Below are 23,034 nucleotides of genomic sequence, written 5' to 3' on the forward strand. Positions count from 1 at the left end.
CCGTGAACGCGAGCGCACGACTGAAGGGGCATTTGACTAATGCTATGCTCGGCAATGCAGTGCGGAACGAGGTTGCGTAAATAAAAGGTGAGGCCCGCTTGCCGAAGGGCTGTCGAAAATGTTCGGCAGACCTTCTGCATTAGCGAAGGTCGGGCCTGCGCCATTCCTGGCGTGGATCGATCGTCGATGCGCTATGCGCATCGGCGCGGTGATGACCGCGACCTGCGATCGTGTATTCGAGAGATCGCGCTTGAGCGGTCCCGGTTCAATTGTTGGCAGCTGCGATCATGGCGGCGCCCGAGGGCAGCCCGATGGACCTTCGAGAAGCAGGCTGGATGTAGCCTGACTTGGGTTCCATGGGCCCGGCAGCAGCTAAGGTCGCCGCAATCTCCACGCAATGAAACTCGTTTAAACGCGTTGTTCTAATTGGAGAAAAAACATGGGTTATCAGGGCAGCTGTCATTGCGGCGCCATTGTGTTCGAGGTCGATGCGGAACAGCCGACCGAGGCTTTGGCCTGCAACTGTTCGTATTGCCGTCGCAAAGGCTTTATACTTGCTCTCGTGCCGGCCGATGCGGTCACGATCGTCAAAGGCGAAAGCTCATTGACAAAATATCACTTTAATAAACATATCATCGAGCATCCGTTCTGTTCGGTATGCGGATGCCAACCTTTTGGAAAGCGTCTCGCACCGGGGCCGGGTGGCAACACCATGACAGTCGTCAATTTGCGTCTGGTCGCTTCGATTGATCTTGATGCCTTGAACGTTACGACGATGGATGGGGCGAGCCAGTAAGGAACGCGGCAGAACAATCCGAGCCGACTAAAGTCTAGCAGTTCAGACCGAGTTCCGGGTTCGTCACGGAGCTCGGAAGCAGCATCGACGTTTATTTCATCTTAGTGCGCTAATTGAAGAGCTCCTCGACGAGGAAGCTCCGGACCCCGCCGGCTCACGACCGGCGCGTAAGCATGGCGCTAGTCAACGCGGATTGCCTATGCACCGGCCGAGCCCGTTCGATCGCGGGCTGTTAAGTGGGAGGGGGCAGCAGGTGGTGTCTCCCCCGTGCAACTTCCCACGTCATTCGAGCGAACGGAATTGGATTGGGATCAGGCAGGCAGCACCACGCTCTTCCCGCCGTCAGCCATTGCGATCGATCCAACCATGAAGCTCGCTTGGTCGGATGCCAGGAAGGCAATCACGTTTGCGATCTCCTCGGGTTGAGCCGCCCGTCCGATCGGGGCGCTTCTGCCGTAGTCAGCAAGTGCAGAAGGACCGTTCTCGTGGATGTGATTCAGGATATTGGTCACGGTATCCCCCGAGCCGACCGCATTCACGCGGATGCCATGCTCGATCGCTTCCACGGCGAGCGTCCGCGTGAACTGTGCAAGCGCACCCTTCGACGATGCATAGGCTGCGATCGAGGGAAACGTCTGAAAGCAGGCATAGGACCCCACGTTGACGATAGCGCCGCGCCGGTTGGGGATCATCGCGCGTATTGCCTCGCGCGAGTGAAGGAACACACCGCGGATGTTGACCGCGAAGATGCGGTCCCAGTCGTCGAGCGTCATGTCGACTACCAGCTTGTTGATGATGATGCCTGCGTTGTTGACGAGCACGTCCAACTGCCCGAACTGCTCGATCGCGGCCGCCACGGCCGTTCGAGCGGAACTTTCCTCCGCCACATCCGCAACGAGCGGAAAGATGCCTGGTTGGGCGAGGCCGTTGACTTCGGGATCGCTGTCCTCGGCGATGATCGATGCACCGCGCGCGTGAAGCACATCGACCGTCGCGCGACCGATGCCGCTTGCGGCTCCAGTAACGATCGCGACCCTGCCTGCGAAAACCCCCGGAATGTTGTTCATATGCATCGTCGGCGTCCTAATGATGTTGAGGACACCATCTGGAGTTACCGCTTGACGATCTTAATACCGTGTTTTCCGTAAGGGTCATCCGGCCTTACGTGCACAATCTCTCACGGCGTCCACTTGCCACGCACCGCATCGATGAACGTCGTGGCCGCCGTCGAGCGATACCTATGAGGAGGATAAAAGATCGAAAAGCCTGGAAAGGATGCGGAATAGCGCGTCAGCATGGGTATGAGACGTCCGTTCGCGACCAGTGGCTGAACCTCGCTCTCGATCCAGAATGCGATGCCCGCCCCGGCCACCGCGGCGTCGAGTGCGGCTCGCTGATCGTTGAAGGTCAGCGGACCGGAAACGGGCACGGAGAACCAAACGCCATCCTCGCAAAACTCCCAATTGTACAAGGCCGCATGGCCGGGCCAACGGAAGCCGATACACAGGTGGTCTTTGAGTTCACGAGGATGAAGCGGCATGCCATGGCGATCGAGATAGGCCGGAGCGGCAACAGCGACCTGTCGCACCGGCCGATGAAGCGTAAATGCGATCACGTCCTGATCAAGAAGCTCACCGAGCCGTATTCCTACATCAAACCGTTCCGAGACGATGTCGACGCCGGCATCGTCGATCTCGACCTCTACGCTGATCCGCGGATAACGGCGAACGAACTTTGGCAGAAGAGAACGTAGGAAGAGGTCATATCCAAGGCGTTGTGCATGGACCCGCACCGTTCCGGCGACTTCGCCGCTGGTCGCCGTGGCTTCGCGCAGGGCAGCTTGAATCTCCTCGAACGCCGAACCGAAACGCAAGGCAAGCCGCTCACCCGCGGGCGTGGGGCTCACGCTTCGCGTGGTCCGATTCAGCAGCTGGACGCCGACGTCGCCTTCGAGGCGCCGGATCGTCTCGCTGAGCGAAGAACGCGACATGCGCAACTCTCTGGCAGCTGCCACGAAACTGCCTCTGTCGATGATGCAGCGTAGCGCGCGGAGATAGGAATAATAGCGGTCGGACATAGCCTTAGCTAAGCATCGCACGGCTGAAGCCGTTCGACGGCTCACGACGTTCCAGCGGGCGCTCGTCGGAAATGCGGCACGCATTTCCGATCTCTCGCGGAACAACGAAGACGTCGACACTCAAGACATGTCCTTCGGTTTTCGAAGTCGCGAAGACCATGTGCTCGCAGCGTGTGTCTCGCAGCCACACGCGTCTGATGCGGCCGCGCCTCCTATGCCGCCCATACGGAGCCAGATCGGAGCCACCAGCGCTCCGACATGAAACAACAACACGCCGCAGCCCTACCGCGTCATCCGTTGGCGCAACTTCCACCGCTTGCTCCTCGTCTCTGCTGTACGCCGTCATCTGGCCGAGTGACAGGTAAGTTCCCGTTTCATCGCATGCGCCTGCAAGACGACGGTCTCAGGCGAGCCTAGCACTCTGGTTCTCCTACTGTCTGTACGTATTCGTGGTCCCGATAGCTCCTGACCTATCGACGACGGCTAGGTCCGCGCCATCGAACCGCCGCTTAAAGCCCCCTTCCACGCGTTGTCATGGATCTGGCTTGTGGATCAGAGCATGCCGTTCGGATTGACCGACTTCCTAGGTATCGGCTGAAGTACGTCCCAATGTTCAACGATCTTCCCGGCTTCATCAAGCCAGAATATGTCTATTCAAGTATAGTCCTAACTGCGCAGTCAATGTTGACTGCAGTGGATAACTACCCAAATAATTTAGGAGATTACCTTAAGTGCTTTCACCTCTTTAATAAGGGGTTCCTCAGCCATCCGTTCGAGATATTCAAAGAATGCGTCCTTTCCCGTCGCCGCCCCCAAATTACGCTGTATATATTCAGATCCCATGTATAGAGCGACCGCCCGACGCGGATGGCATGCATTGCACATCGTCTCGTAGAAGGAGGCCACGTTCGTCTTGTTGCTTTCTGAATGTTGCACCGACCGTATCTCCCAATCGAAAACGGACGAGGACAGTTCAAACGCTTCTTTGACAAGAATGCTAAATACCCAGTGGACTACGACTGGACTCAGAATCTAACCTGCGATCAAACCCTTCGCCAAACGAACGAACGCAACAGTCGCTCTTTCCGCCACCGCCGACGGATCATCCGAGGCCGCGATCCACATGGCGGCGTCCAGCACCGCGCCGTCGAGAAGCCTAGCGGCCGCTTCCACGTCGAGCGGCGCGATCTGCCCGTCGTCCACCAGGAACTGAATCCTCTCCATAGTGCCCGCAAGGCACGCGTTCTGGCTCGGCCAGTGCATCGGCGCCCCCAGAACCGCAGGCCCGTCGCGCAGAACTATTCGCTGGAAGTCATGATCCAACGCGAGTTGGATATAGGCGATTCCCTCGTCCAACAACGCCTGCTTCCGATCGGTCGAATGCTCCAGGGTTTCACGCAGGCGTTCTGCCATCTCCGTGTCGATCTGCTCGACCACGGCCTCGAAGAGGCCCCTCTTGCTACCGAAATGATGGTAGAGGGCCCCACGCGTCAGGCCCGCGTCCGCCGTCAGTTGGTCCATCGACGCGGAGTGATAGCCGTACCGCGCGAACGCCTTGCGTCCAGCGTTCAACAACCTTTCCCGCGTTTGCTCAATTATCTCTGCTCGCTTCATTGGACCCATATAATGCCTGAGCCAAGCATTGACATACGGCTCGTATGGCATATTTACATACGAGCCGTATGTATCACGTGTCTGTGAGTGGGACGGCGTTTCTATCAGAGGATTACAACATGGCTAAGCGCACCGCCGTCTTTCCAGCTGGTCGACAGGACCTCTACACATCCCAAACCTATTCGGCCGCGATCCGGTCAGGAGATCTGCTGTTCGTGTCGGGTCAGGTCGGCAGTCGCAGCGATGGTACGCCCGAACCGGACTTCGAGGCGCAGGTCCGTCTGGCGTTCGCCAATCTGGAAGCGACGCTGAAGGCCGGCGGGTGCGGCTTTGACGACATCGTCGACGTGACCACGTTCAATACCGATCCCGAAAACCAGTTCGCTACCGTGATGACCGTGAAGGCGGAGACCTTTCCGGAAGCGCCATATCCGAACTGGACGGCTGTCGGTGTAAACTGGCTGGGTGGGTACGAATTCGAGATCAAGGTCATCGCTCGTATTCCGACGGTGAACTGAAAGTCGGTTGGCGGCGATGTCATGTCGCCGCCACTTACCCCCCGACCTGGAATCCCGGACGATGCTTAGGCCGCTGAGGCTGAAGGAGAAGTCGTGATCCGCATTCGGTACCGCACGCAGCAAGCCGCAGGCCTGATCGAAGCAAAGGACATAACGGATGCAGCGCGGACCGAGCGGCTGCGACCGGCAGTGGCGATCTACGCAGGAGATGCAGATGCGCTCGCCTCATCGGTCGCCGAGCATGCCTTGATCGAGAAGCAAGTACCTAGGAAAACCAGTCCCGACTACGACTAACGCCTCGTGGCCTCGCCTCGCGCAACGGACGTGCCGATCTCGTCCGGTCGTTGCTCGACGCCTGGGCCGATCTCCGTCGCACAGTCGGACTGTTGAGGGGCATGTCGCTCCATCAGCAGGCTACCACGGCCACGCCGACATGATCCGGGTGCTACTGGGGCGACGCGACGGTGAGGGCCCGCTGGAGGTCGAGCTTGATTTCCAGGAGCCCTACAACTGGCTCCGGGAATACCCGCTGAGGAGCGTGAGCGCGTGTTCGAACCGTTCCACTAGCTGCGCCCGCGTGCGACAGGAAGTGCCCCTGGCTTCAACCTGGTCCAGCAGGTCGTGGAGCGGCATGACGGACGCGTCTCGATACTCGGTGAGCCCGGAGGGGGCACGATCGTGTGGGTTGAACTTCCATCGGGCTGATGCCCAAACGAGCCCATGTTCACGCAATGTTGACCTGCTCTCTAGCGGGTGCCCCGTCAGGGACGTCACGAAGGATCGATCATGCGGAGGGAATGCACACACGCAGGGTCCGCAGACCGATACTCCGGCGACCGCACGTCTATCGATCCGGCCTCCCGACGCAGACGGTCGCTCGGGCGCGCTCGGCGTGAATTCCCGGAGCCGCGTCCCGCAGGGATGGAGCAGCTTCTATGGAGCTCGGTACGTGCAGTCGTAAAACCATTCCTGAAGGTGACGGCGTATGGCGCGATGTCGCTGTTCGGGTGCGCCGACGCGGCTCGACGGTTCGACCGAAAACGCTACTGGTCCGCTGCCCTGGTCGCGTGCATGTTGATGGTCGGGGCCTACGCCATGGACTGGTTCCTGTTCGGCACCGTGCAGGTTGCAGCGCCCCACTTTTTCCCGATCGTTGTCGCTGGAGCACTTGCCTACCGACTGCCGGTTCTGGGCATTCGCCGTCTGCGGGACACGGGTCGTAGCGGCTGGCTGATGCTCGGACTGCTTGTGCCCGTCGCCGGTTGGCTGATGCTGGTGCGGTGGTGGTGCGCACCGAGCGTCGATGAATGCACTGTCGTCCGTTGCATCCGCTGCTCAACCAACCTGCCGTATCCCGCCGACGGAAACCTGCCGATGTCGTGGCCGTCATGCAAGTGCTCGCGCCGGTCGAACGTGAAAGGCTGAACAATGACGAACCAACGACCTTGCCCCGCGCGACGTGAGCCGGATGCACGACCGGAGCGAGTACCGACCCGCGTTGCCGAGTCATCACCTGAACATGCTGCCGTCCTGGCCGGAGTGGAGGCCGGAGATGCCGCGCTGGTCCGATCCAGATCATCCGGGGCTCTCCATTTGTTTGTAGGCGTCCGGCGATCGGACACGACGACACGAAGGCTGATGGCGCTTCGGACCTACGCCGAACTACGGCGCGTCCTGCTTGCCGAAGGATACGACGTCCCCGTTTCGAGCCTCGTCGCTGAAGGCTTCACCGCTACCGAAATAGCTCGTTTCGACAGGACGATCGCGACCAGCCCGTCGAGCATGAGAACAATATCTGCGGCAAACTTATGCCCCGCCCAGACGGAGATCTTCGAATGAGAACCGAGGCAGCGCAGCCGGAACCTCTCAACCCATCCTGGCGCCCTGGCTGGACCGAAGTAGCGGTTGGTTTGATCGTCACGGCGATCATCGGCTTCGGTCTAGGGTCTCAGATCCAGCGGCTAGGGTTGAACAGGGTGACATATGGCCTCGTCCTTGCCGGATGGTCTGGCCTTTCATGCCTTGTTGGATTCGCCGCTGCGTGGTGGGTCCGAAAGCGCCCCCTCGCAGAGTTCGGCGTCTGTTCTACCTCCAGGCGCTGGCTGCTCGTCGGCATCGCTGCAGGCGTAGTCGCGTTCATCCTCAAGGGCGTGGCCGTGCTGGCCTTCACAGCGCTGACCGGTATCAGCTCGAGTCCACAAGGCGTCTACGCGGCGGGTGGCAGCGGTGGAGCGATGTCGCTGCTGACGGCAACGCTACTGATCGGCATCCTCGTCCCGATTGGTGAGGAACTGCTGTTCAGAGGAGTAGTTACCACCGTGTTGCTCCGCTACGGCCCGTTCGTCGGCGTGGTTGGCGGGGCTCTCTTGTTCGCTCTGCTGCACGGCATCAGCATAGTGTTTCCAGCGGCAGTCATCGCAGGTCTCGTCGCAGGTGAGATATACCGCCGGTCGGCATCAGTCTGGCCGGCCGTGGTAGTGCACGTCGTTTACAATCTACCGACGATACCGGTAATGGTTCTCACAGGCGCCGTATGAACTCCTCCCATAGGGTTGGACGACGAGGCGGACGTGACACGCTAGAATTCACGGATCCTCGGGAACCAGCGCGTGGCTCCCGTCGGCTTGAAGGCGCATTGGGAATACCGCGTGCCGTCACTTCAAGCCGCCGTGCCTCCTACGGCCGTACCCGCAGCATTGACGACCGACTATACGGGTCATATACAGATCATATACCGCGTTTGCGAAGGCGATCCCATGGGCATTGTTAAAATCGACGACGATCTGCACGAAGAAGCCCGCAGGGTCAGTGCCGTAATGTGCAGATCCATCAATGCGCAGGCCGAATTCTGGATGAGGATCGGTATGCTAGCAGAAGCGAGCCCGACGCTGTCCTTCAACGACATCGTCAGTGCGCAGGTCTCCGCCGCATCTGAACGCCTTGTGGAAGCGGTAGCCGCCTAAGATGGTGAAGACCTCCGACGAACTGGCGCTGATGCGTATCTCCGGAAGGCTGCTGGCGTCCGTCTTCGAGATGTTGGACGAGCAGGATCTGAAGGGCATGTCGACGATGAAGGTCAACGACATGGTCGAACGCTTCATCACCCTGGATCTTGCTGCGCGTCCAGCCAGCAAAGGACAGTACGGCTTCGCATTCGTCCTGAACTGCTCGATCAATCACGTGGTATGTCATGGTGTGCCGCATGCCGACGAGATCATCGGGGACGGCGATATCATCAACCTCGACATCACACTCGAAAAGAACGGCTATATAGCCGATTCGAGCAAGACTTATCTGATCGGCGACGTCCCACCTGCCGCCAAGCGGCTGGTGCGGGTCGCCCACGACGCGATGTGGAAAGGTATAGGGCAGGTCAGGCCAGGTGCCCATACCGGCGACATCGGCTTCGCGATCGAGCGTCATGCGAAGAAGAACGGCTATTCCATCGTACGGGAATATTGTGGACACGGCATTGGTCGAGAGATGCACGAAGAGCCGCAGGTCATGAATTTCGGGCGACCAGGAACCGGCGTCCGTTTGAGCGAAGGCATGGTCTTCACAATCGAGCCGATGGTCAACCAAGGAACGCGCAGGGTCGCCACCGGCGAGGATGGATGGACGGTCTTCACGAGCGACCGGAAACTCTCGGCTCAGTTCGAGCACACGGTCGCGGTAACGGAAGATGGTGTAGAAGTTCTGACATTACGCCGCGACGAGACGCTGGCGCGTATGTCTTAGCGTTGTACCAAGCCCAGGTGTCGCCGCATGACGAATGCGAACGTAGGAACGATGCAGCCGAGTGAGATCGTATTCAACCTTCGTACTCGACCTGATCCGCTAATCGAGGACAGCTACATGAGCAAACCGCAGTTTTTCGTCTCGCCGGGCTATGGTCAACGCTTTCTGGACGAGCTTCACTTTTCGCAGGCCGTACGCATCGGCGATCGGGTGGAAATCTCCGGCCAGGGTGGCTGGACCGACGAACTGGACATTCCGAATCAGGTTGAGGAGGAGATTGCCCAGGCTTTCCGCAACGTCGAGCGAGCGCTGGCACTGGCGGGTGCGAATTGGAGCCATGTCTATCATGTCAACTCCTACCACGTCGGTGGATTCCCGCCCGAAGTGAATACGACGATGACTACGCTCTTTCGAGAGAACATGCCTGACAATGCTCCGATCTGGACACAGATCGGCGTCGACGCCCTGGGTCTGCCGAAGATGCGGGTCGAAATCAGGGTGACGGCCCACGTGGGATGAATCCGGGCGAAATGAGTACGTCCGCCTTCCACTACGCCCGGATGACCGGTGGCTTTCCCGCCGGCGTCCAAACAGATCCGGGCTGACCATTTTCGCTGCGCCCCTGGTGCCAAACCCCCCGTGGCATCATGCAGGTTGGGAGCTTCCCCTTGAGCCGGGGCTAGGTCTTTCGCAAGACAAGGCGGTTCTTAGTTAGGCTCGGATCGGGCGACGCGGAGCCGCTGCCGCAACTCTTCCAGCAACCAGCGGCCAGCCGGTCCCGGAACTTGGTCTCGCCTGTGCGCCGCGTAGATCGTGAGGCCGTCAGGCGGCGTGCTGTCGTCCGAGATTGCCAACGGTACAAGTCTAGCATCGGCGATGAGCGGTGCGACGACGTGCTCCGGCATCCGGCACCAGCCGAAGCCGGCGAGCACGAAGTCCAGGCGACGACCAAGGTCGACGAAGCGCCATAGGCGCGCGCTTGCCAGTCCATAGGCGGCACCGCAGGGATTCACGGGGTCCGAGAGCACGAGTTGGACATAAGACTCAAGGTCGCGGCGTGTCGCGGGCCGCTGAAGCGATGCCAGGGCATGGTCCGGTGCCACGACCGGCAGCATCGCGACGCGCAGCAGCGGGTAGGCCGTGATATCCTCGGGAACGTCGGGCAACAGCAGGCAGATGGCGAGCGCGGCGGAGCCGCTTCGCAGCCGTCGCAACGAGCCGCCAAGGCCTTCCGTCGAGAAACTCACCGGAAGGTCCCGGAAGGTATCGCTCAGCATGCGAAGGCTGTCGATGAACGGCGCGGTCGGCACAAGCGGATCGATGGCGATTGTCAGTTCAGGCTCCAGCCCTGCACGCGTGCCAGCAGCCACGGCCTCGAAGCGCGCGGCGCTGGCGAGCACCAGGCGAGCCTGCTCGACAAGCACGCGTCCGACCTCGGTAAGCCGGGGCCGGTGGCCGGCACGATCGAACAGCACCACGCCCTGCATAGTCTCAAGCGCCACGACAGCTTGGCTGATCGCCGACTGGGCACGGGCCAGCTTCCGCCCGGTGGCGGAGAAGCTGCCGGTTTCGGCGATCGTGACTAGCACGCGAAGGTGGTCGAGACTCAGGTTGCCAATCATATCCATCACTTTCGCAGATGGAGATGATCGTAATTTGATCGCTCCTGCTAATCGGCTGTGCGTCGTAGATCAGCGCCATGCAAGCGAGTTGCTGCTTCACTGAAAGGGGCACCGCCTGCTTTAGACACGGCCTCCGGCACGGCGGAGACCAACTTTGACGTCGATCTCGTCGTCAGACCGTCCCCGTCTCCCCGCTTCGAACGATCTACAAGGAACATGATATGCCCAAGCTTCTGATCGTAGAGACCAGCCCGCGCGGCGACCAATCCATCTCGCGTAACATGACCGACCGGTTCATCGCCCGCTGGCGGACCGCTCACCCGGACGACGGCATCGTACGCCGGGATCTGACAACGACCGATCTGCCGTTCGTGACCGCGCCCTGGCTACAAGCCTACTTCACACCGGCAGAACAGCATTCGCCCGAAATGAAGGCGGCACTCCACCTGTCGGACGAACTCGTCGACGAGATCCTCTCCGCCGATCACATCGTCATCGCAACCCCAGTCTACAACTACAACGTGCCTGCGGCGCTGAAGGCATGGGTCGATCATATCGTCCGCAAAGGCGTCACGCTCGGACTGGATGGCAAAGGTCTGGTCGTCGGTAGGAAAGCGACCGTACTGCTCGCCTCGGGAGGCGTCTACACCGAGGGGTCGCCTATCCAGGACAGGGATATAGCCACTCAGTACCTTCGCCTGATCCTCGGTGTGATCGGAATCACGGACGTCACCGTCGTCGCTGCCGGCAACGCAAAGGCGGTCGACCTGCGCGAGCAGACGATGGAGGCCTTCATCACATCGATCGAGCCCGACATCGCACGTGCCGCCGCTATTTGAACTTCGTTGGCAGCATTGAACCGGAGCGTACCGATGCCGCCTTGTCTGGTCGCCACCAGTCGCGATCGGCATAGTCGCGGCCGGTATGGCAGGCTGACAACCCGTCAGCCTGCATTCGTGCGACTCTCCGTGCCCATTCCAAGCAGCCTCTCGCGCAGGCGTTCGCTCGCTACGTCCAGAAAACGGCGGATTTTCTGAGGCAGTTGCGGCAAAGGCGCGTGGAGCAGATGGACCGGTGAGGGGACGTCCTCCAGGTGTTCGAGCACGAGCCTCAACCGACCCGCCTCGACCGCGTCGGCGACCTGATAGTGCAGAAGGCGGACGTAGCCGATGCCGGCCTCCGCTGCGTCTACCGCAGCCTCGGCACCCGAGACGACCAGACGGACCTGGCCGTGAGGCTTCACCCCGGCGCCTTGTGGCAACGGAATGTCGAGCAGAATCGACGGGATCATCGCAAGATCATCGATACGATGCGGCGTCCCGTGAAGATCGAGCAGTAGCGGACTGACGGCGATCACGGAGCGCATCTGACCCACCGTGGTCGCTATCAGGCCGCTGTCCGGCAGCGTCCCGATCCGGACAGCGACATCGGCGGCGCCCGCGGCAAGGTCGACGTTGCCATCGAAGAGCTGCAGATCGACCGTGATCCCAGGATGCTGTTCAAGAAATGCGCCGACGATGGGAAGGACGTGCAAGCGGCCGAACATCCGCGGTGCACTCACCAAAAGGCGGCCGGTCGGTTCCACGAACTCGCCCGCCGCGTCGCGTTCGATCTCATCCACCTGCGACAAGACCCGACGCGCACCCTCAACGTAGCGCCGTCCAGTGTCGGTAAGGGTCAGCCGACGTGTCGAGCGTAGCAGGAGGACGACGCCAAGATGAGCCTCCAACTGTCCGACCCGCCGCGTCAGCGTCGCCACTGGAATGTCGAGACGCCTGGCGGCGGCCGAGAAGCTTCCCGCGTCGAGAGTGTCGAGCAGCAGCGACATTGCGTCCAGTCGGTCCACCTGCCTTCTCACTTTCCGAACAGATGTTCGCCAGATACGGCTGATTGTGAACGGTGGATGGGTCCTCCATTTCGTTAATGAAGCAGATCGCGACGTCAAGCTTCAACGGAGGTGACAATGGGCTTTGGATTTCTCGACATTGCCGTGACACCGGCTGTTCGCGCTGTGCAGCAGGAGCTCGGCGTCGCCGATATGTGGGACGACTTCAAGGGCAACCGTGATTTCGGCCGTTTCACCGAGCGTGAGGCGCAATTCATCGCCGAGCGGGACAGCTTCTACATGGCGACTACATCCGAGACCGGATGGCCATACGTGCAGCATCGGGGTGGTTCGAAGGGCTTCCTCAAGATGCTCGACGATAGCACGCTGGCCTTCGCCGACTATTGGGCAACTTCCAGTATCTCAGCATCGGCAACCTGTCGGCGAGCGACAAGGCCTGCCTGTTCATCATGGACTACCCTCGACGGACTAGACTCAAGCTCTACGTCCATGCCGAGACCATGTCCCTCGACGCAGATCCGGACCTTACCGCAACGGTGATCCGAGGTGCGACGGGACGGGTCGAACGGATCATCCGGATGACGTTGCAGACCTTCGACTGGAACTGCCCGCAACACATCGTCCCCCGCTACACCGAAGACGAGCTTGCCGACACGCTTCAGCCTGTCCGAGAGCGGCTTGCCCGACTGGAGGCTGAGAACGCCGCCCTCCGGGCACGGATCGAAGCCTCGCAGCCGAAGCGTCGACCGAGCCCACGCCTCCCATTCATACTTCTGGAGATCACGAGATGATGACGCTCTACTATTCCCCGTACGCCTGCTCGATGGCGTCCCATGTCGCCTTGGAGGAAGCCGGCGCGACGTTCGAAGCGAAGAACGTCAACATCTTCCGTGGCGAACAGTTCAAGCCCAAGTATCAGGCGATCAATCCACGCGCAAAGGTGCCGGCGCTCCGCTTCCAGGACGGCCGAGTGCTTCTTGAGACGACGGCGATCCTCGGGTGGGTGGGCAACGAACATCTCGACGGCGTGCTGCTGGGCGTCGAGCCGATCGAACGTGCGCGAACGATCGCCGCCTGCGCCTGGCTCTCCGGCACCGTACACGCGACCTTCAAGCACTTCATCCATCCAGAACACCTGACGTCCGATGCGGCAGCACACGCCGCGATCAAGGCGCAGGCCAAAGAGACCTACTGGGCACATCTGCTCGAGATGGACGCCATCCTCGCGGACCGCCCGTGGCTCATGGGTGAGAGCTTCACGCTCGCCGATCCATACGCACTGGTCTTCTTTCCATGGGGACGGGAGCTGGGACTCCCGATTGCCGACCTGACCAACCTGACGGCTCTGAAGGATCGTCTGATCATGCGCCCGGCGGCACGACGTGCACTCGAGCGCGAGAAAAGCGTTCTCCTCAAGATCTGACCCCTCTGCGATACGACGACCATCAATGCCCTCGTTGCGAAGGGAAGGCGCCCTCGTCCGATAGGTCACTGGCTTGATATATGGATGCGCCGACGGCGCCCAAAGCCATGTTGGCGCAACGTTCAGGCGCTTTAACGCTGATCGGTGTCGCGACCCTGACGGCAGCGGAACGCCCGCTCGCCTCAACGACAGGGCGGTCACACCGCTGAAGAAGGAAAGCAAGATATGACCAAGGGCCATTTTTCACCATTCCGCCAAGCCCTCCTTTTGATCGGCTTCGTCGCTACTGCCACCGTCGGCATCGCCGAGAGTCCGGCAGGCGCTCAGAGCCGCAAGCAGCGTGATGACGCCCGCACCTGCGCCAATTTTGGAACGGAGTTCGGCACGCCCGCCTACAGCGACTGCATGCTCGGGCAGCAGCAGCGGCGAGACACGAAGCAGCGCGACACGCTGGAAAAGATGGCTTTGACCTCGCAGATTGCCAAGGACGGCCAGATAATGGCTGAACGAGCCCGTAGGCAACGGTGCGATCGAAACCCGGACCGCCGTGAATGCAGGCGCTAGACGTAGTGGCTCGCTATAGTCATCGCTCGGAAGCACTATAGCGGTCAATGAAGGCCTCGATGTTGTTTTTCAGCGTTGTTTGTGAGCGTCGATCTGCTCTATGCCGCCGGTGCCGATCTGCGCGATCCGTATCTGTCACCGCTCTTCGACGATCTTGCCGGCTTTCCGCCGACATTAGTGCTGACCGGCACGCGGCACCGGTTCGTCGCTATACCGGCCGTATGCACGGGAGGCTTCGAGATGCCGGCGTGAACGCGGAATTGCATGTCTTTGAGGCGTTGCGCGCATCGCGAGTTCATTGGAGAGCCCGAGGACCAGCAAGCTGCGGTTGAGGTCTCCCGGTTCGTCGAACTCCATTGGAGGCAAATATGACCGCCGGAATGAAACAATCGCTGATCGTCGCGGCAATCGGGCTCCTCTACTGGTCGGCGTTCACTATCGCGTCTGGCGCGCAGGAGCCATGGGACGGTCGCTACTACTGGTCTGCGGTCTATCCGCTTTCCATGGTACTGTCCGCGGCGCTCGGATCGATCTTTCGTAAGCACGCGTGGATTACCGGAATTTCGCTGACGCTTGCACAGTGGCCGGTCATGGCCATCAATACCGGGATTGGTCCCCTGTCGTTATTTGCTGTGGCGTTTCTCGGAGTTCTATCCCTCCCAGCAATCCTGAGTGCCTGGGTCGCCTCGTAGTGTTGACGGGTTAGTATATAAAAATCGGACGAATGCCGCGATGATCTTACACAATATTGATCGACGGGGATTTGGTGCCGCAGCGCTCGGTTGCGTGGCCGCCAGCGTATCGGTAGCGCAAGCTGCGCCTCCGGACCCAAGCCGATTGCAAACGCCCAGCGCATCGGCGGTGATCCGGGAAGTAAAAGCGTTGGAGATGCGGGGTGTTGGACGCATCGGAGTCGTGGCGATCGATACGGGAACGGGCGCGGTGGTCGCGTACCGTGCCGATGAACGCTTCCCGATGTGCAGTACGCACAAAATTCTGGTCGGAGCCGCGATCCTTTCCATGATTTCGGCAGGGCGCCTAAAGGCCGATCAGCGTATCGCCTATGGCCACGCCGACCTCCTTGAATATGCGCCTTTAACGACGAAAAACGTCGAAGCGGGCTTCATGACGGTCGAAGCCCTTGGCGAGGCCGCCGTTCGCTGGAGCGACAACACTGCCGACAACCTATTGCTGACGCTACTTGGCGGTCCCAAGGGCTGGACGCAATTTGCCCGATCGATGGGCGATAGGGTTTCAAGGCTCGATAGGTTCGAACCGGACCTGAACTCGGGGACGCCGGGCGACGTCCGCGATACGTCTAGCCCGCGTGCGATGACCGGTATGTTGGCCGCACTGCTGCTCGGTCGCGCGCTCGATGCAGGGCCTCGCTCTAAGCTGGAGAGCTGGATGTATGAGAGCCCCATCACCGGAGCACTATTCCGCAAGAGGTTGCCGGCTGGTTGGCACGTGTCCGACAAGTCTGGATCCGGATCGAACGGGACACGCAACGATGTGGGAATTATCTACCCCCCCCGATCCGCTCCGATCATCCTGACAGTATTCCATACTGGTTCGAATGGCTCGACTACTGAACGGGACGAGATCATTGCCGAATGTGCCAGTGTTGTAGCGCAGCATTTCCGGCCTGTCGAAGCGGCATCCGCCGATTGAGCGATAGGGAGGATTCGTAGATCGAGCCAACCATCTCGCTATTTCGCCGCCTGCAAGCGATCTCCCAAACCTTGCGAAAAAGGAACTCGACGGTGTCAATCAAGCCTTTCGCAGTATTCGCGGTATTTCTATCTTCCGCTTCCTATGCGTCCGCTCCCGAGGCGTGGGCGGCGCTCAACGCCAAAGTTGCCAGGGCGTGCACTGCATCCAGCGAATTAAGACAGGCTCGTAATGGAAAAGTCGTAGCATTCGACGATACGCTCGGCAAAGTCGTCACGTTGGTGACAGGTACTGACCCGCGGCCGCGACAGAGGTCGAAGATCGTGAGGAAGTTGTGCGTTTACGATCAACGCTCAGGTCGGACTTGGATTTCCGAAGCGAAAGGCTGGACCTCGCCCGGTCGGTAGCAGAATGTCAACATTGCTTACTTGCGACATATCGCGACGCATGCATTCTTTCGCCAAATTGAGCCGAGTCATACCGAGACAACCGTCCTTAGCCAGGGGAGCATCAATTTTCACATGAGCGTGGTTCTTATTGCCGCCACGCCGGTATTGGAGAGCTTTGCCAAGGGCATTTGTTGTCCGATCGTCTTTGGATCTGACAAATATACCGCCCCGTCATGATGCAGTTCTGCGGGAAATTTCGAGAAGCCTTCAACGAGCAAATCTTCTACGCAAGCAAATCGGTTTGTTCGTCGACGGTGATCCTTCGACCGGCATCCCCGGTCGCCCCCCCGGACCCCCAATACCAGTTCCACTTCACGCAAATTTTTCAAACGACATCTGAGATTTCAACAATCTTGCCAAGCGTTCGTCGTCTCGTCTTAGGCTTAGGTCTCTCATGGTAGAAGGTCCGATCCACGGACGGGCAGCTCGGCCGGCGGAAAATTTCCCCGGCCGCCATGTTCCTGCAATGCGGGCCCCTAAATACGCAAAACCGAGGTTTGGTCGAACAATTAAACTTTGGGATTAGTTATGCGACGATCTGTGTCCAATTTTTAAAAACAGGCTTATCGGAATGCGATGTCGTAACATAAACATGGGGCGTATGCTTTTCTTTCGAACCATTCGGGCGATCTTATCTTTTGTCTTCTTCGCGGCAGGCATCGCTAAGTTAGTTGGTCTTCCCTTGGCCGTGATCCCATTTGACGTCATCGGCGCAGGTCAGTGGTTTCGATATTTGACCGGTTTAATTGAATTCGGAGGGGCGTTGCTTTTATTGACGAGCCGCTTCGTCGGCGTCGGAGGATTGATGCTTGCGGTCACAATGATCGGAGCTGTAGCTGCGCATCTAACCGTGGTTCCGGGTACGCCACTGCCGGCGGCCGTGTTTCTGGTGGTCAACCTGTCCATCGTTTGGAATTACCGAACTCGGTTCTTCAAGAAGTCACGGGGCAGTCAAGTATTCGACGCTACCATATGACGCAGAACTCTATACGGTATGGGCCCGCACGATCGTGCAGACGGGCCGGTGACCTTGGTTTCGAGAAGACAGGAGACAAGGCTAATGAACAGCGTGCGGCAGCAACTGTGGCGCACACGGGATCGGCGTTGCTGCCTCTTAAAGTACTGACAGGGTCCCGCCGGTTTGCGCGACGAACTCGCGGGGTCTTCGATTGCGCAAGCGCAGTTCGGATGCACCTTGCCATGATGGTCGAACCAGCAGGCAGTTGGTCGATAACGCTCTGGCGTTCGTCTTGGGGTTCGCATGGCCATATTCGCGTTTAAGGATATGAACCAACGCTTCAGCCCTGCCATTCTATTGAGGACCGGCGACTGGGGTCGTGTGCGGGAATAACCCAATGCCCTAGCGAACGCACCCGCGGTGCAAGCGGCGTAGTAGCTGCCGTTTCGCTGAGCCACTCGATCAGTTCGGGCACGGGTTAAGCTGTCGTAGCAATGCTCGACGGTGGCGCCTGGGCGGTGATGGCGGGCGCGGCCAATTATCGGCCTACATGTTTCGAGCGTTAGCGCCGGCGGGATGAACGCCGAAGATCACGTCAAGGACACCCGCCAGCCGTCGCTCCGGCGCAGAATGTAAGCATGCTCCCACCCGGCGACGAGCTCGTTACCTTCGCCGTCCATTCGGTATGCCATGCGAGCTTGGGTGACGTTCGGGGAAAGCCCGGTTGCTGAAAGCAGCTCCACCTCGGGCCGAACCATCCCCTGCTGGCGGTAGAAATCCATCAGCGTCACGCAATGGGTCGCGAAATGCCTGCCGCTCCATGACGCAGTTCTGGGTTGGTAACGGGAGCAGTCCAACCGTCTCCCACAGTTCGCTAAGTGCGAGGTCATCATTGCGGGAACGCATCGACGTATTTGACAAAAAGGGCTACGATGTCATCGTCAAGCGGTCCTACATCCCAGTAAACGAACGTCGATCCAGGAGGCCGGCGCGTTCTAGAAAGGGTCGTGTTCGGGAAGAGGCAGCTATGCTGGTCTCGACTCGTAGTCGGCGCGCTGAACGTGCTCCTAGAGGCGTGGCCGAAGTAAGTGCGGTCTGAAGGCCGCGGGCGGCGGTCGAGCGTTACGAGAATGGCAGCGGCGCGATCTACGCCTGGCGGTGCCAAGCGATGTCGGGTGCACTTGGCGCAGTGCCCGCCCGGCTCGAGACCGCATTTTTCAAAGTCGGGATCAGCGAGCGCCCCTGACGCTGTCGGTACCGCACGTCGGGATTCTTGCGGACGCCCGGACCGCAGAGTAGATCGGCATCGAACTGCCTTCGAGTGTACGACTCACCGTCGGCGGCAAAGTCGACGCCGAGGCGTCGTCGCCCTTGATCGGCGTGCCGACCCGATGATCCTTTAGGCGTCCTGAGCCTAGCTCGAGCGTCGGCGCTCACTTGAATTGGAACATTTGACCTCTGCGATATTTCCATATAAGCAATATTTGCTGAAACAGAAAATCTGGCGGGGGGGGGGGTGGTAAGTTGACATCCAATGCGTCCATCCTCGAGGGCAACGTGGTTTCGGCACGTACCGGCACAGCACTCGGACTTGTAATCAACCCCTTCGCGGGCATGGGGGGCAGTGTTGGACTCAAGGGCACCGACGGAAAGGAGATACTCCGGCAGGCGGTTCGTCGCGGCGCAAGTCCACACGCCAACGACAAGGCGGCTGATGCCCTGAGCCTTCTATCGACAGTCCTGCCAGAAGTCGGGATTTTCACCGCGTCGGGGGTCATGGGTGAGGATGCGGCTTGCAACGCCGGCTTTAGGCCCATCGTGCTCCATCGCCCACGACGGGGTGAGTCCACCGGGGCTGACACAATAGCTGCCGCATGCGCCATGGTTCATCGGGGCGTCGATCTTCTGCTCTTTGTCGGAGGAGACGGAACTGCACGGGATGTACTGACTGCCGTTAACGACCGGATCCCCATCCTTGGGGTCCCTGCCGGCGTGAAGATGCATTCGGCTGTATTCGCTACCAATCCGAACAACGCCGGCCTTTTGGCGGCGTTTTATCTTGCCCGCGATCCAACCGTTTTAATCCGAGACGCCGAGGTGATGGATCTGGACGAGGAGGCTTTCCGAAACGACCGACTGTCCGCCCAATTGTTCGGCTATGCCAGAAGCCCATTCGAGCGGCGCTTGTCCCAGAACGCTAAGGCTGGAGGTCGCCCTGGAGAAGACGCCGCGCTCGACGCCGTCGCAAGGCAGGTCGCCGCTTCGATGCAGCCCGGCCGCCTGTATATTCTAGGTCCCGGAACAACCACACGCCGGGTCTCCAATGCCCTCGGCTTGCCATCGACCCTCCTTGGTGTGGACGCGGTGCTCGACGGCAAGGCGATCGGGCTGGACTTGGATGAACGCTCCCTCCTTAAACTCATGCGGCATCGGGAGGCGCAAATTGTCGTGGGGGTGCTCGGCGGCCAAGGCAGCCTGTTTGGCCGTGGCAATCAACAAATAAGCGCAGAAGTCATTCGCCGGACCGGTCGGGACCGGATTACCGTCATTGCGAGCATCGAGAAGCTGATCGCTCTCGGCGGTACGCCTCTCCATGTCGATACAGGCAACGAAGACGTCGACGCCCTCCTCTCAGGCCACATCCGGGTTGAAACCGCCCCGGGTCAAAGCACCCCATTCAGGGTCACAACATAGTGCCATCTTAACAGAAAGAAGGTTCCCCGATGCGACCTCCTACCGCCCATCCGTATATGGCTAATTCGGTCTCAGCCATTCAGAAGGAAATGCTGGAATCTATCGGCGTCAAGACGATTGAGGAACTGTTCGTTCAGATCCCCAAGGACCACCGCCTAACCCGTCCGCTCAACCTTCCTCCCGCCTTAAGCGAGCGAGAGCTGCGGCGCCACCTCATCGAGACGCTTTCCAAAAACAGCACCACCGAGGACAATCTAAGCTTCCTCGGCGCCGGCATTTGGCAACATCACGTTCCGGCTGCCGTGGACGAGATCGTCCGACGTAACGAATGGCTTACCTCCATCTATGGCGAACCCAGTTCCGACCATGGCCTCTATCAGGCCTGGTTCGAGTTCTGCAGTCAGCTTGGCGAGTTGCTGAACCTCGACCTGGTCGGCATGCCGGTGCGTAGTTGGGGTACCGCCGCCGGACACGCCCTTCGCATGGCGGCCCGGCTTACCGGCCGTAACGAAGTGGTCGTCGTTCGCGCGATCGATCCGGAGCGGCTTTCGATCATCCGCAACTATTGCGAACCGCCGGAGATGGCAAACCATCTCTCCATCCGCCTCGTAGACTACGATCCAGCGACGGGGTTGATCGACCTCGCAGATCTGCGGGCCGCAGTCGGCGAGCAGACAGCGGCCGTCTATTTCGAAGTGCCGTCCTACCTCGGCGTGATCGACCACCAGGCCGCCGAGATCGCCGCCATCGCCCGGGCAGCCGGCGCCGAGACCATCGTGGGTGTCGACCCCATCTCTTTGGGCGTGCTGTCCGCGCCGCCATCCTATGGCGCCGACATCGTCGTCGGCACCATTCAGCCCCTGGGCGTCCACCTCCATGCCGGCGGCGGGGTCGGCGGTTTCATCGCGACGCGCGACGAACCTCGTTACGCCGGGGAGTATCCGACGCTGTTCATCAGTATCGCCGAGACCATTAAGCCAGGCGAGTACGGGTTCGGACGCGCCCTGCTCGAGCAGTCGTCCTACGACCTACGTGAAAAAGGCAAGGACTGGATCGGTCACTCCGTCTACATGTGGTCGGTCGCCGCGACCGCCTACATGGCGATGATGGGGCCGCAGGGCTTCGTCGAGATCGGCGAGATCATCCTGCAGCGCGCCAACCATGCCGCCAGCCGCATTAGCGTTCTCGAAGGCGTCCGGATCACCTTCCCCTCGGGCTTCTTCAAGGAATTCGTCGTCAACTTCGACGACGCCGGAAAGAGCGTCTCCGAGATCAATGCAGCGCTGCGCGCCGAAGGCATTTTCGGCGGTCACGACCTTTCCTCCGACTTCCCCGAACTTGGCGAGAGCGCACTCTACTGCGTCACCGAGGTCCACACTCATTCCGATATCGAGCGCCTAGTCGGCGCCCTTAACAAGGTGATCGCACGATGAGCATCGAAATCAAAGAATACCACGCACCTGTCTGGAACGAGCCTGTTATCCTCGATATGGGGTATCCCGGCCGCCGCGGCGTGCTCTTCCCGCCGACGGAACCCGAGATCCGGCAGCATGTCGGCGACGTGTCGGACCTTATCCCCTCCGGCATGCGCAGGCGGGACAGACCGGCCCTGCCCGAGCTGTCGGAACCAGAAGTTCTCTACCACTACCTGCGACTCTCTCAGCAGACGCTCGGCATGATGGGCATAAGCCTCTTCGGCACCTGCACCATGAAGTACAACCCCCAGATCAATGAGCAGATGGCCTGGCGCCCCGAAATCACAGAGCTCCATCCGCTGCAGCATGAGGAGACCATGCAAGGCGCACTCGAGATCGTGCACAACATGGATCTGATGCTGCGCGAACTGTCGGGCATGGACCAGTTCGTGTTTCAGGCCGGGGGCGGATCCGAGGCGGCGTTCACGAACTGCGCGGTGACGCGCGCCTATCATGCTTCAAAGGGTGAGCTGGAACAGCGTGACGAGATCATCGTGACGATCCAGACCCACCCCTGCAATCCAGCCACGGCCGCAGCGGCCGGTTTCAAGGTCATTACCCTGATGCTCGACGAGAACGGCTACCCGTCGCTCGACGCGCTCAAAGCCGTGGTCTCCAACCGTACCGCTGCAATCATGGTCAACAACCCCGATGACATGGGCGTCTACAATCCGGAGATGAAGGAATGGGTGCGCATCGTTCACGAAGCGGGCGGTCTGGCCTTCTACGACGCCGCCAACTTCAACGGCACCATGTCGAAACTCCGTGCTCGCGAGATCGGCTTCGACGCCTGCATGTTCATGCTGCACAAGACGTTCGGCGCGCCAAAGAGCGGCGTCGGGGGACCTGCGACCGGCGCCTATGGGTGCTCCGCCGAACTGGCGCCGTTTCTGCCCTCGCCGTTGGTCGTGCGTGACGGCGACCGCTATCGCCTCGACGCCGACCGGCCCCAGAGCGTCGGCAAGATCCGGGAGTTCCTGGGCAACGTTCAGGTCGTCCTGAAGGCTTACGCATGGATCCGCTCCATGGGCGCCGACGGTATTTCGCAAGCCTCCGACATCTCGGTCATGTCCAACAACTACATGGAGAAGGGCCTGCTCGCGATAAGGGGCGTGACCCGCTCCCATCCTGAGGCGACGACCCCCAGAATGGAGATGACGCGTTACTCGTTCCAGACGATGAAGGAGGAGACGGGCGTCGACATCCATGACGTCCAGAACCGGATGTCGGACTTTGGCATCGACCCTTTGTGGGCAAGCCACGAACCTTGGCTCGTGCCCGAACCTTTCACGCCGGAAGCCGGCGAGATGTACGGCAAGGAGGCGCTCGATCAATGGATCGCCGTAATTGCTCGCATCTCCGACGAGGCCTACTCCGATCCGGAGCTCGTCAAAACCTCGCCCCATAACCAAGCGGTTCATCGTCTCAAGCCTGGCGTGAAGGACGATCCAAACACTCGAGCCATGACCTGGCGTGCCTTCCTGAAGAAGCGCGCAGCAGTCACCCAAACGTGAGGCTTGAACGAGCGTGGGGGTGCCAGTTTGTCCCCGCAGACTGCCGCATTCACCCGTACTCAATTCACCGGGTCG

Annotated in this window: 25 protein-coding genes; 19 read left to right on the forward strand and 6 right to left on the reverse strand. The window is 60.2% G+C overall.

Annotated elements, in window-relative coordinates; genetic code table 11:
- Window positions 1-439: 439 nt before the first annotated feature.
- Window positions 440-796 (forward strand): GFA family protein, encoded by a 357-nt coding sequence (locus tag EQZ23_RS06470; protein ID WP_128453680.1) that lies wholly within the window; start codon window positions 440-442, stop codon window positions 794-796.
- A 311-nt stretch (window positions 797-1,107) separates the two neighbouring features.
- On the opposite strand, the gene EQZ23_RS06475 is transcribed toward EQZ23_RS06470, so the two are convergent.
- The 3 genes from EQZ23_RS06475 to EQZ23_RS06490 all read right to left on the reverse strand — a co-directional run bounded on the left by EQZ23_RS06475 (window position 1,108) and on the right by EQZ23_RS06490 (window position 4,445).
- Window positions 1,108-1,869: an SDR family oxidoreductase gene (locus EQZ23_RS06475; protein ID WP_128453681.1), complete on the reverse strand. Its 762-nt coding sequence runs from the start codon at window positions 1,867-1,869 to the stop codon at window positions 1,108-1,110.
- A 104-nt stretch (window positions 1,870-1,973) separates the two neighbouring features.
- Window positions 1,974-2,873 (reverse strand): LysR family transcriptional regulator, encoded by a 900-nt coding sequence (locus tag EQZ23_RS06480; protein ID WP_164913398.1) that lies wholly within the window; start codon window positions 2,871-2,873, stop codon window positions 1,974-1,976.
- 1,032 nt (window positions 2,874-3,905) lie between these two features.
- Window positions 3,906-4,445: a TetR/AcrR family transcriptional regulator gene (locus EQZ23_RS06490; protein ID WP_240663378.1), complete on the reverse strand. Its 540-nt coding sequence runs from the start codon at window positions 4,443-4,445 to the stop codon at window positions 3,906-3,908.
- Window positions 4,446-4,606: 161 nt separating this feature from the next.
- On the opposite strand from EQZ23_RS06490, the gene EQZ23_RS06495 reads away from it, so the two are divergent.
- The 7 genes from EQZ23_RS06495 (at window position 4,607) to EQZ23_RS06530 (ending at window position 9,262) form a co-directional block, all read left to right on the forward strand.
- Window positions 4,607-5,005, forward strand: coding sequence for a RidA family protein (locus tag EQZ23_RS06495; RefSeq protein ID WP_128453684.1), 399 nt, complete (start codon window positions 4,607-4,609; stop codon window positions 5,003-5,005).
- 93 nt (window positions 5,006-5,098) lie between these two features.
- Entirely contained in the window at window positions 5,099-5,299 is a 201-nt protein-coding gene (locus tag EQZ23_RS06500; protein ID WP_128453685.1) for a hypothetical protein, read from the forward strand.
- A 627-nt stretch (window positions 5,300-5,926) separates the two neighbouring features.
- Entirely contained in the window at window positions 5,927-6,430 is a 504-nt protein-coding gene (locus EQZ23_RS06510; RefSeq protein WP_164913399.1) for a DUF805 domain-containing protein, read from the forward strand.
- A 485-nt stretch (window positions 6,431-6,915) separates the two neighbouring features.
- Window positions 6,916-7,542 (forward strand): type II CAAX endopeptidase family protein, encoded by a 627-nt coding sequence (locus tag EQZ23_RS06515; RefSeq protein WP_206364191.1) that lies wholly within the window; start codon window positions 6,916-6,918, stop codon window positions 7,540-7,542.
- 219 nt (window positions 7,543-7,761) lie between these two features.
- Window positions 7,762-7,968, forward strand: a complete 207-nt coding sequence (locus EQZ23_RS06520; protein ID WP_128454653.1) for a ParD-like family protein — start codon at window positions 7,762-7,764, stop codon at window positions 7,966-7,968.
- A gap of 1 nt (window position 7,969) precedes the next feature.
- The gene (gene map, locus EQZ23_RS06525) at window positions 7,970-8,743 is read left to right on the forward strand and encodes a type I methionyl aminopeptidase (RefSeq protein ID WP_128453688.1); all 774 of its coding nucleotides are present in this window, start codon (window positions 7,970-7,972) and stop codon (window positions 8,741-8,743) included.
- Between the two features lie 27 nt (window positions 8,744-8,770).
- Window positions 8,771-9,262 carry a RidA family protein gene (locus EQZ23_RS06530; protein WP_240663379.1) on the forward strand — a complete coding sequence of 164 codons (492 nt, stop codon included), beginning with the start codon at window positions 8,771-8,773 and terminating at the stop codon, window positions 9,260-9,262.
- A 188-nt stretch (window positions 9,263-9,450) separates the two neighbouring features.
- On the opposite strand, the gene EQZ23_RS06535 is transcribed toward EQZ23_RS06530, so the two are convergent.
- On the reverse strand, window positions 9,451-10,365 hold the full coding sequence (locus EQZ23_RS06535) for a LysR family transcriptional regulator (protein ID WP_128453689.1): 915 nt from the start codon (window positions 10,363-10,365) through the stop codon (window positions 9,451-9,453).
- 221 nt (window positions 10,366-10,586) lie between these two features.
- On the opposite strand from EQZ23_RS06535, the gene EQZ23_RS06540 reads away from it, so the two are divergent.
- The gene (locus EQZ23_RS06540; protein ID WP_128453690.1) at window positions 10,587-11,204 is read left to right on the forward strand and encodes an NAD(P)H-dependent oxidoreductase; all 618 of its coding nucleotides are present in this window, start codon (window positions 10,587-10,589) and stop codon (window positions 11,202-11,204) included.
- 104 nt (window positions 11,205-11,308) lie between these two features.
- Here the strand turns inward: EQZ23_RS06540 and EQZ23_RS06545 are convergent, their stop codons facing one another.
- Window positions 11,309-12,193 carry a LysR family transcriptional regulator gene (locus tag EQZ23_RS06545; RefSeq protein ID WP_206364192.1) on the reverse strand — a complete coding sequence of 295 codons (885 nt, stop codon included), beginning with the start codon at window positions 12,191-12,193 and terminating at the stop codon, window positions 11,309-11,311.
- A 401-nt stretch (window positions 12,194-12,594) separates the two neighbouring features.
- Here EQZ23_RS06545 and EQZ23_RS20550 point away from each other — a divergent pair, with 401 nt between their 5' ends.
- From EQZ23_RS20550 to EQZ23_RS06580, 7 genes are all read left to right on the forward strand, one after another.
- Entirely contained in the window at window positions 12,595-13,002 is a 408-nt protein-coding gene (locus EQZ23_RS20550) for a hypothetical protein (protein WP_346427813.1), read from the forward strand.
- The gene (locus EQZ23_RS06555) at window positions 12,999-13,634 is read left to right on the forward strand and encodes a glutathione S-transferase family protein (protein ID WP_128453692.1); all 636 of its coding nucleotides are present in this window, start codon (window positions 12,999-13,001) and stop codon (window positions 13,632-13,634) included. Before EQZ23_RS20550 ends, EQZ23_RS06555 begins: the two co-directional genes overlap by 4 nt.
- Window positions 13,635-13,859: 225 nt before the next feature.
- Window positions 13,860-14,198, forward strand: a complete 339-nt coding sequence (locus tag EQZ23_RS06560; protein WP_128453693.1) for a hypothetical protein — start codon at window positions 13,860-13,862, stop codon at window positions 14,196-14,198.
- Between the two features lie 81 nt (window positions 14,199-14,279).
- Complete coding sequence (locus EQZ23_RS20040; RefSeq protein WP_206364193.1) at window positions 14,280-14,450, forward strand: alpha/beta hydrolase fold domain-containing protein; 171 nt, start codon at window positions 14,280-14,282, stop codon at window positions 14,448-14,450.
- A 116-nt stretch (window positions 14,451-14,566) separates the two neighbouring features.
- Window positions 14,567-14,890: a hypothetical protein gene (locus EQZ23_RS06570; protein ID WP_128453694.1), complete on the forward strand. Its 324-nt coding sequence runs from the start codon at window positions 14,567-14,569 to the stop codon at window positions 14,888-14,890.
- A gap of 40 nt (window positions 14,891-14,930) precedes the next feature.
- Window positions 14,931-15,869 (forward strand): class A beta-lactamase, encoded by a 939-nt coding sequence (gene bla, locus EQZ23_RS06575; RefSeq protein WP_128453695.1) that lies wholly within the window; start codon window positions 14,931-14,933, stop codon window positions 15,867-15,869.
- Window positions 15,870-16,910: 1,041 nt separating this feature from the next.
- Window positions 16,911-17,294, forward strand: a complete 384-nt coding sequence (locus EQZ23_RS06580; RefSeq protein ID WP_206364194.1) for a DoxX family protein — start codon at window positions 16,911-16,913, stop codon at window positions 17,292-17,294.
- A gap of 572 nt (window positions 17,295-17,866) precedes the next feature.
- Here EQZ23_RS06580 and EQZ23_RS20225 read toward each other — a convergent pair.
- Window positions 17,867-18,067: a hypothetical protein gene (locus EQZ23_RS20225; protein ID WP_240663381.1), complete on the reverse strand. Its 201-nt coding sequence runs from the start codon at window positions 18,065-18,067 to the stop codon at window positions 17,867-17,869.
- Window positions 18,068-18,800: 733 nt separating this feature from the next.
- Between EQZ23_RS20225 and EQZ23_RS06595 the strand changes: the two genes are divergently transcribed.
- Genes EQZ23_RS06595 through gcvPB form a run of 3 tightly spaced genes read left to right on the forward strand, consistent with a single transcriptional unit; the run spans window position 18,801 to window position 22,959 of the window.
- A complete protein-coding gene (locus EQZ23_RS06595) occupies window positions 18,801-19,970 on the forward strand; it encodes an ATP-NAD kinase family protein (protein ID WP_206364195.1) in 1,170 nt (389 codons plus the stop codon).
- Between the two features lie 56 nt (window positions 19,971-20,026).
- The gene (gene gcvPA / locus EQZ23_RS06600; protein WP_206364196.1) at window positions 20,027-21,403 is read left to right on the forward strand and encodes an aminomethyl-transferring glycine dehydrogenase subunit GcvPA; all 1,377 of its coding nucleotides are present in this window, start codon (window positions 20,027-20,029) and stop codon (window positions 21,401-21,403) included.
- A complete protein-coding gene (gene gcvPB, locus EQZ23_RS06605; RefSeq protein ID WP_128453698.1) occupies window positions 21,400-22,959 on the forward strand; it encodes an aminomethyl-transferring glycine dehydrogenase subunit GcvPB in 1,560 nt (519 codons plus the stop codon). The genes gcvPA and gcvPB overlap by 4 nt, the downstream gene beginning before the upstream one ends.
- Window positions 22,960-23,034: the final 75 nt, after the last annotated feature.

Origin of the sequence: Sphingomonas sp. UV9, assembly GCF_004101245.1 — a bacterium.
GTDB lineage: Bacteria > Pseudomonadota > Alphaproteobacteria > Sphingomonadales > Sphingomonadaceae > Sphingomonas.

What these genes read in the sequence shown, in the direction of transcription:
- EQZ23_RS06580 (WP_206364194.1), top strand. Translation starts at nt 16,911, where the DNA reads ATGGGGCGTATGCTTTTCTTTCGAACCATTCGGGCGATCTTATCTTTT.
- EQZ23_RS06545 (WP_206364192.1), bottom strand. Translation starts at nt 12,193, where the DNA reads ATGTCGCTGCTGCTCGACACTCTCGACGCGGGAAGCTTCTCGGCCGCC.
- EQZ23_RS06570 (WP_128453694.1), top strand. Translation starts at nt 14,567, where the DNA reads ATGACCGCCGGAATGAAACAATCGCTGATCGTCGCGGCAATCGGGCTC.
- map (WP_128453688.1), top strand. Translation starts at nt 7,970, where the DNA reads ATGGTGAAGACCTCCGACGAACTGGCGCTGATGCGTATCTCCGGAAGG.
- gcvPB (WP_128453698.1), top strand. Translation starts at nt 21,400, where the DNA reads ATGAGCATCGAAATCAAAGAATACCACGCACCTGTCTGGAACGAGCCT.
- EQZ23_RS06495 (WP_128453684.1), top strand. Translation starts at nt 4,607, where the DNA reads ATGGCTAAGCGCACCGCCGTCTTTCCAGCTGGTCGACAGGACCTCTAC.
- EQZ23_RS06520 (WP_128454653.1), top strand. Translation starts at nt 7,762, where the DNA reads ATGGGCATTGTTAAAATCGACGACGATCTGCACGAAGAAGCCCGCAGG.
- EQZ23_RS06470 (WP_128453680.1), top strand. Translation starts at nt 440, where the DNA reads ATGGGTTATCAGGGCAGCTGTCATTGCGGCGCCATTGTGTTCGAGGTC.
- EQZ23_RS06480 (WP_164913398.1), bottom strand. Translation starts at nt 2,873, where the DNA reads ATGTCCGACCGCTATTATTCCTATCTCCGCGCGCTACGCTGCATCATC.
- EQZ23_RS06540 (WP_128453690.1), top strand. Translation starts at nt 10,587, where the DNA reads ATGCCCAAGCTTCTGATCGTAGAGACCAGCCCGCGCGGCGACCAATCC.
- bla (WP_128453695.1), top strand. Translation starts at nt 14,931, where the DNA reads ATGATCTTACACAATATTGATCGACGGGGATTTGGTGCCGCAGCGCTC.
- EQZ23_RS06530 (WP_240663379.1), top strand. Translation starts at nt 8,771, where the DNA reads ATGACGAATGCGAACGTAGGAACGATGCAGCCGAGTGAGATCGTATTC.
- EQZ23_RS06475 (WP_128453681.1), bottom strand. Translation starts at nt 1,869, where the DNA reads ATGCATATGAACAACATTCCGGGGGTTTTCGCAGGCAGGGTCGCGATC.
- EQZ23_RS06535 (WP_128453689.1), bottom strand. Translation starts at nt 10,365, where the DNA reads ATGATTGGCAACCTGAGTCTCGACCACCTTCGCGTGCTAGTCACGATC.
- EQZ23_RS06510 (WP_164913399.1), top strand. Translation starts at nt 5,927, where the DNA reads ATGGAGCAGCTTCTATGGAGCTCGGTACGTGCAGTCGTAAAACCATTC.
- EQZ23_RS06560 (WP_128453693.1), top strand. Translation starts at nt 13,860, where the DNA reads ATGACCAAGGGCCATTTTTCACCATTCCGCCAAGCCCTCCTTTTGATC.
- EQZ23_RS06555 (WP_128453692.1), top strand. Translation starts at nt 12,999, where the DNA reads ATGATGACGCTCTACTATTCCCCGTACGCCTGCTCGATGGCGTCCCAT.
- gcvPA (WP_206364196.1), top strand. Translation starts at nt 20,027, where the DNA reads ATGGCTAATTCGGTCTCAGCCATTCAGAAGGAAATGCTGGAATCTATC.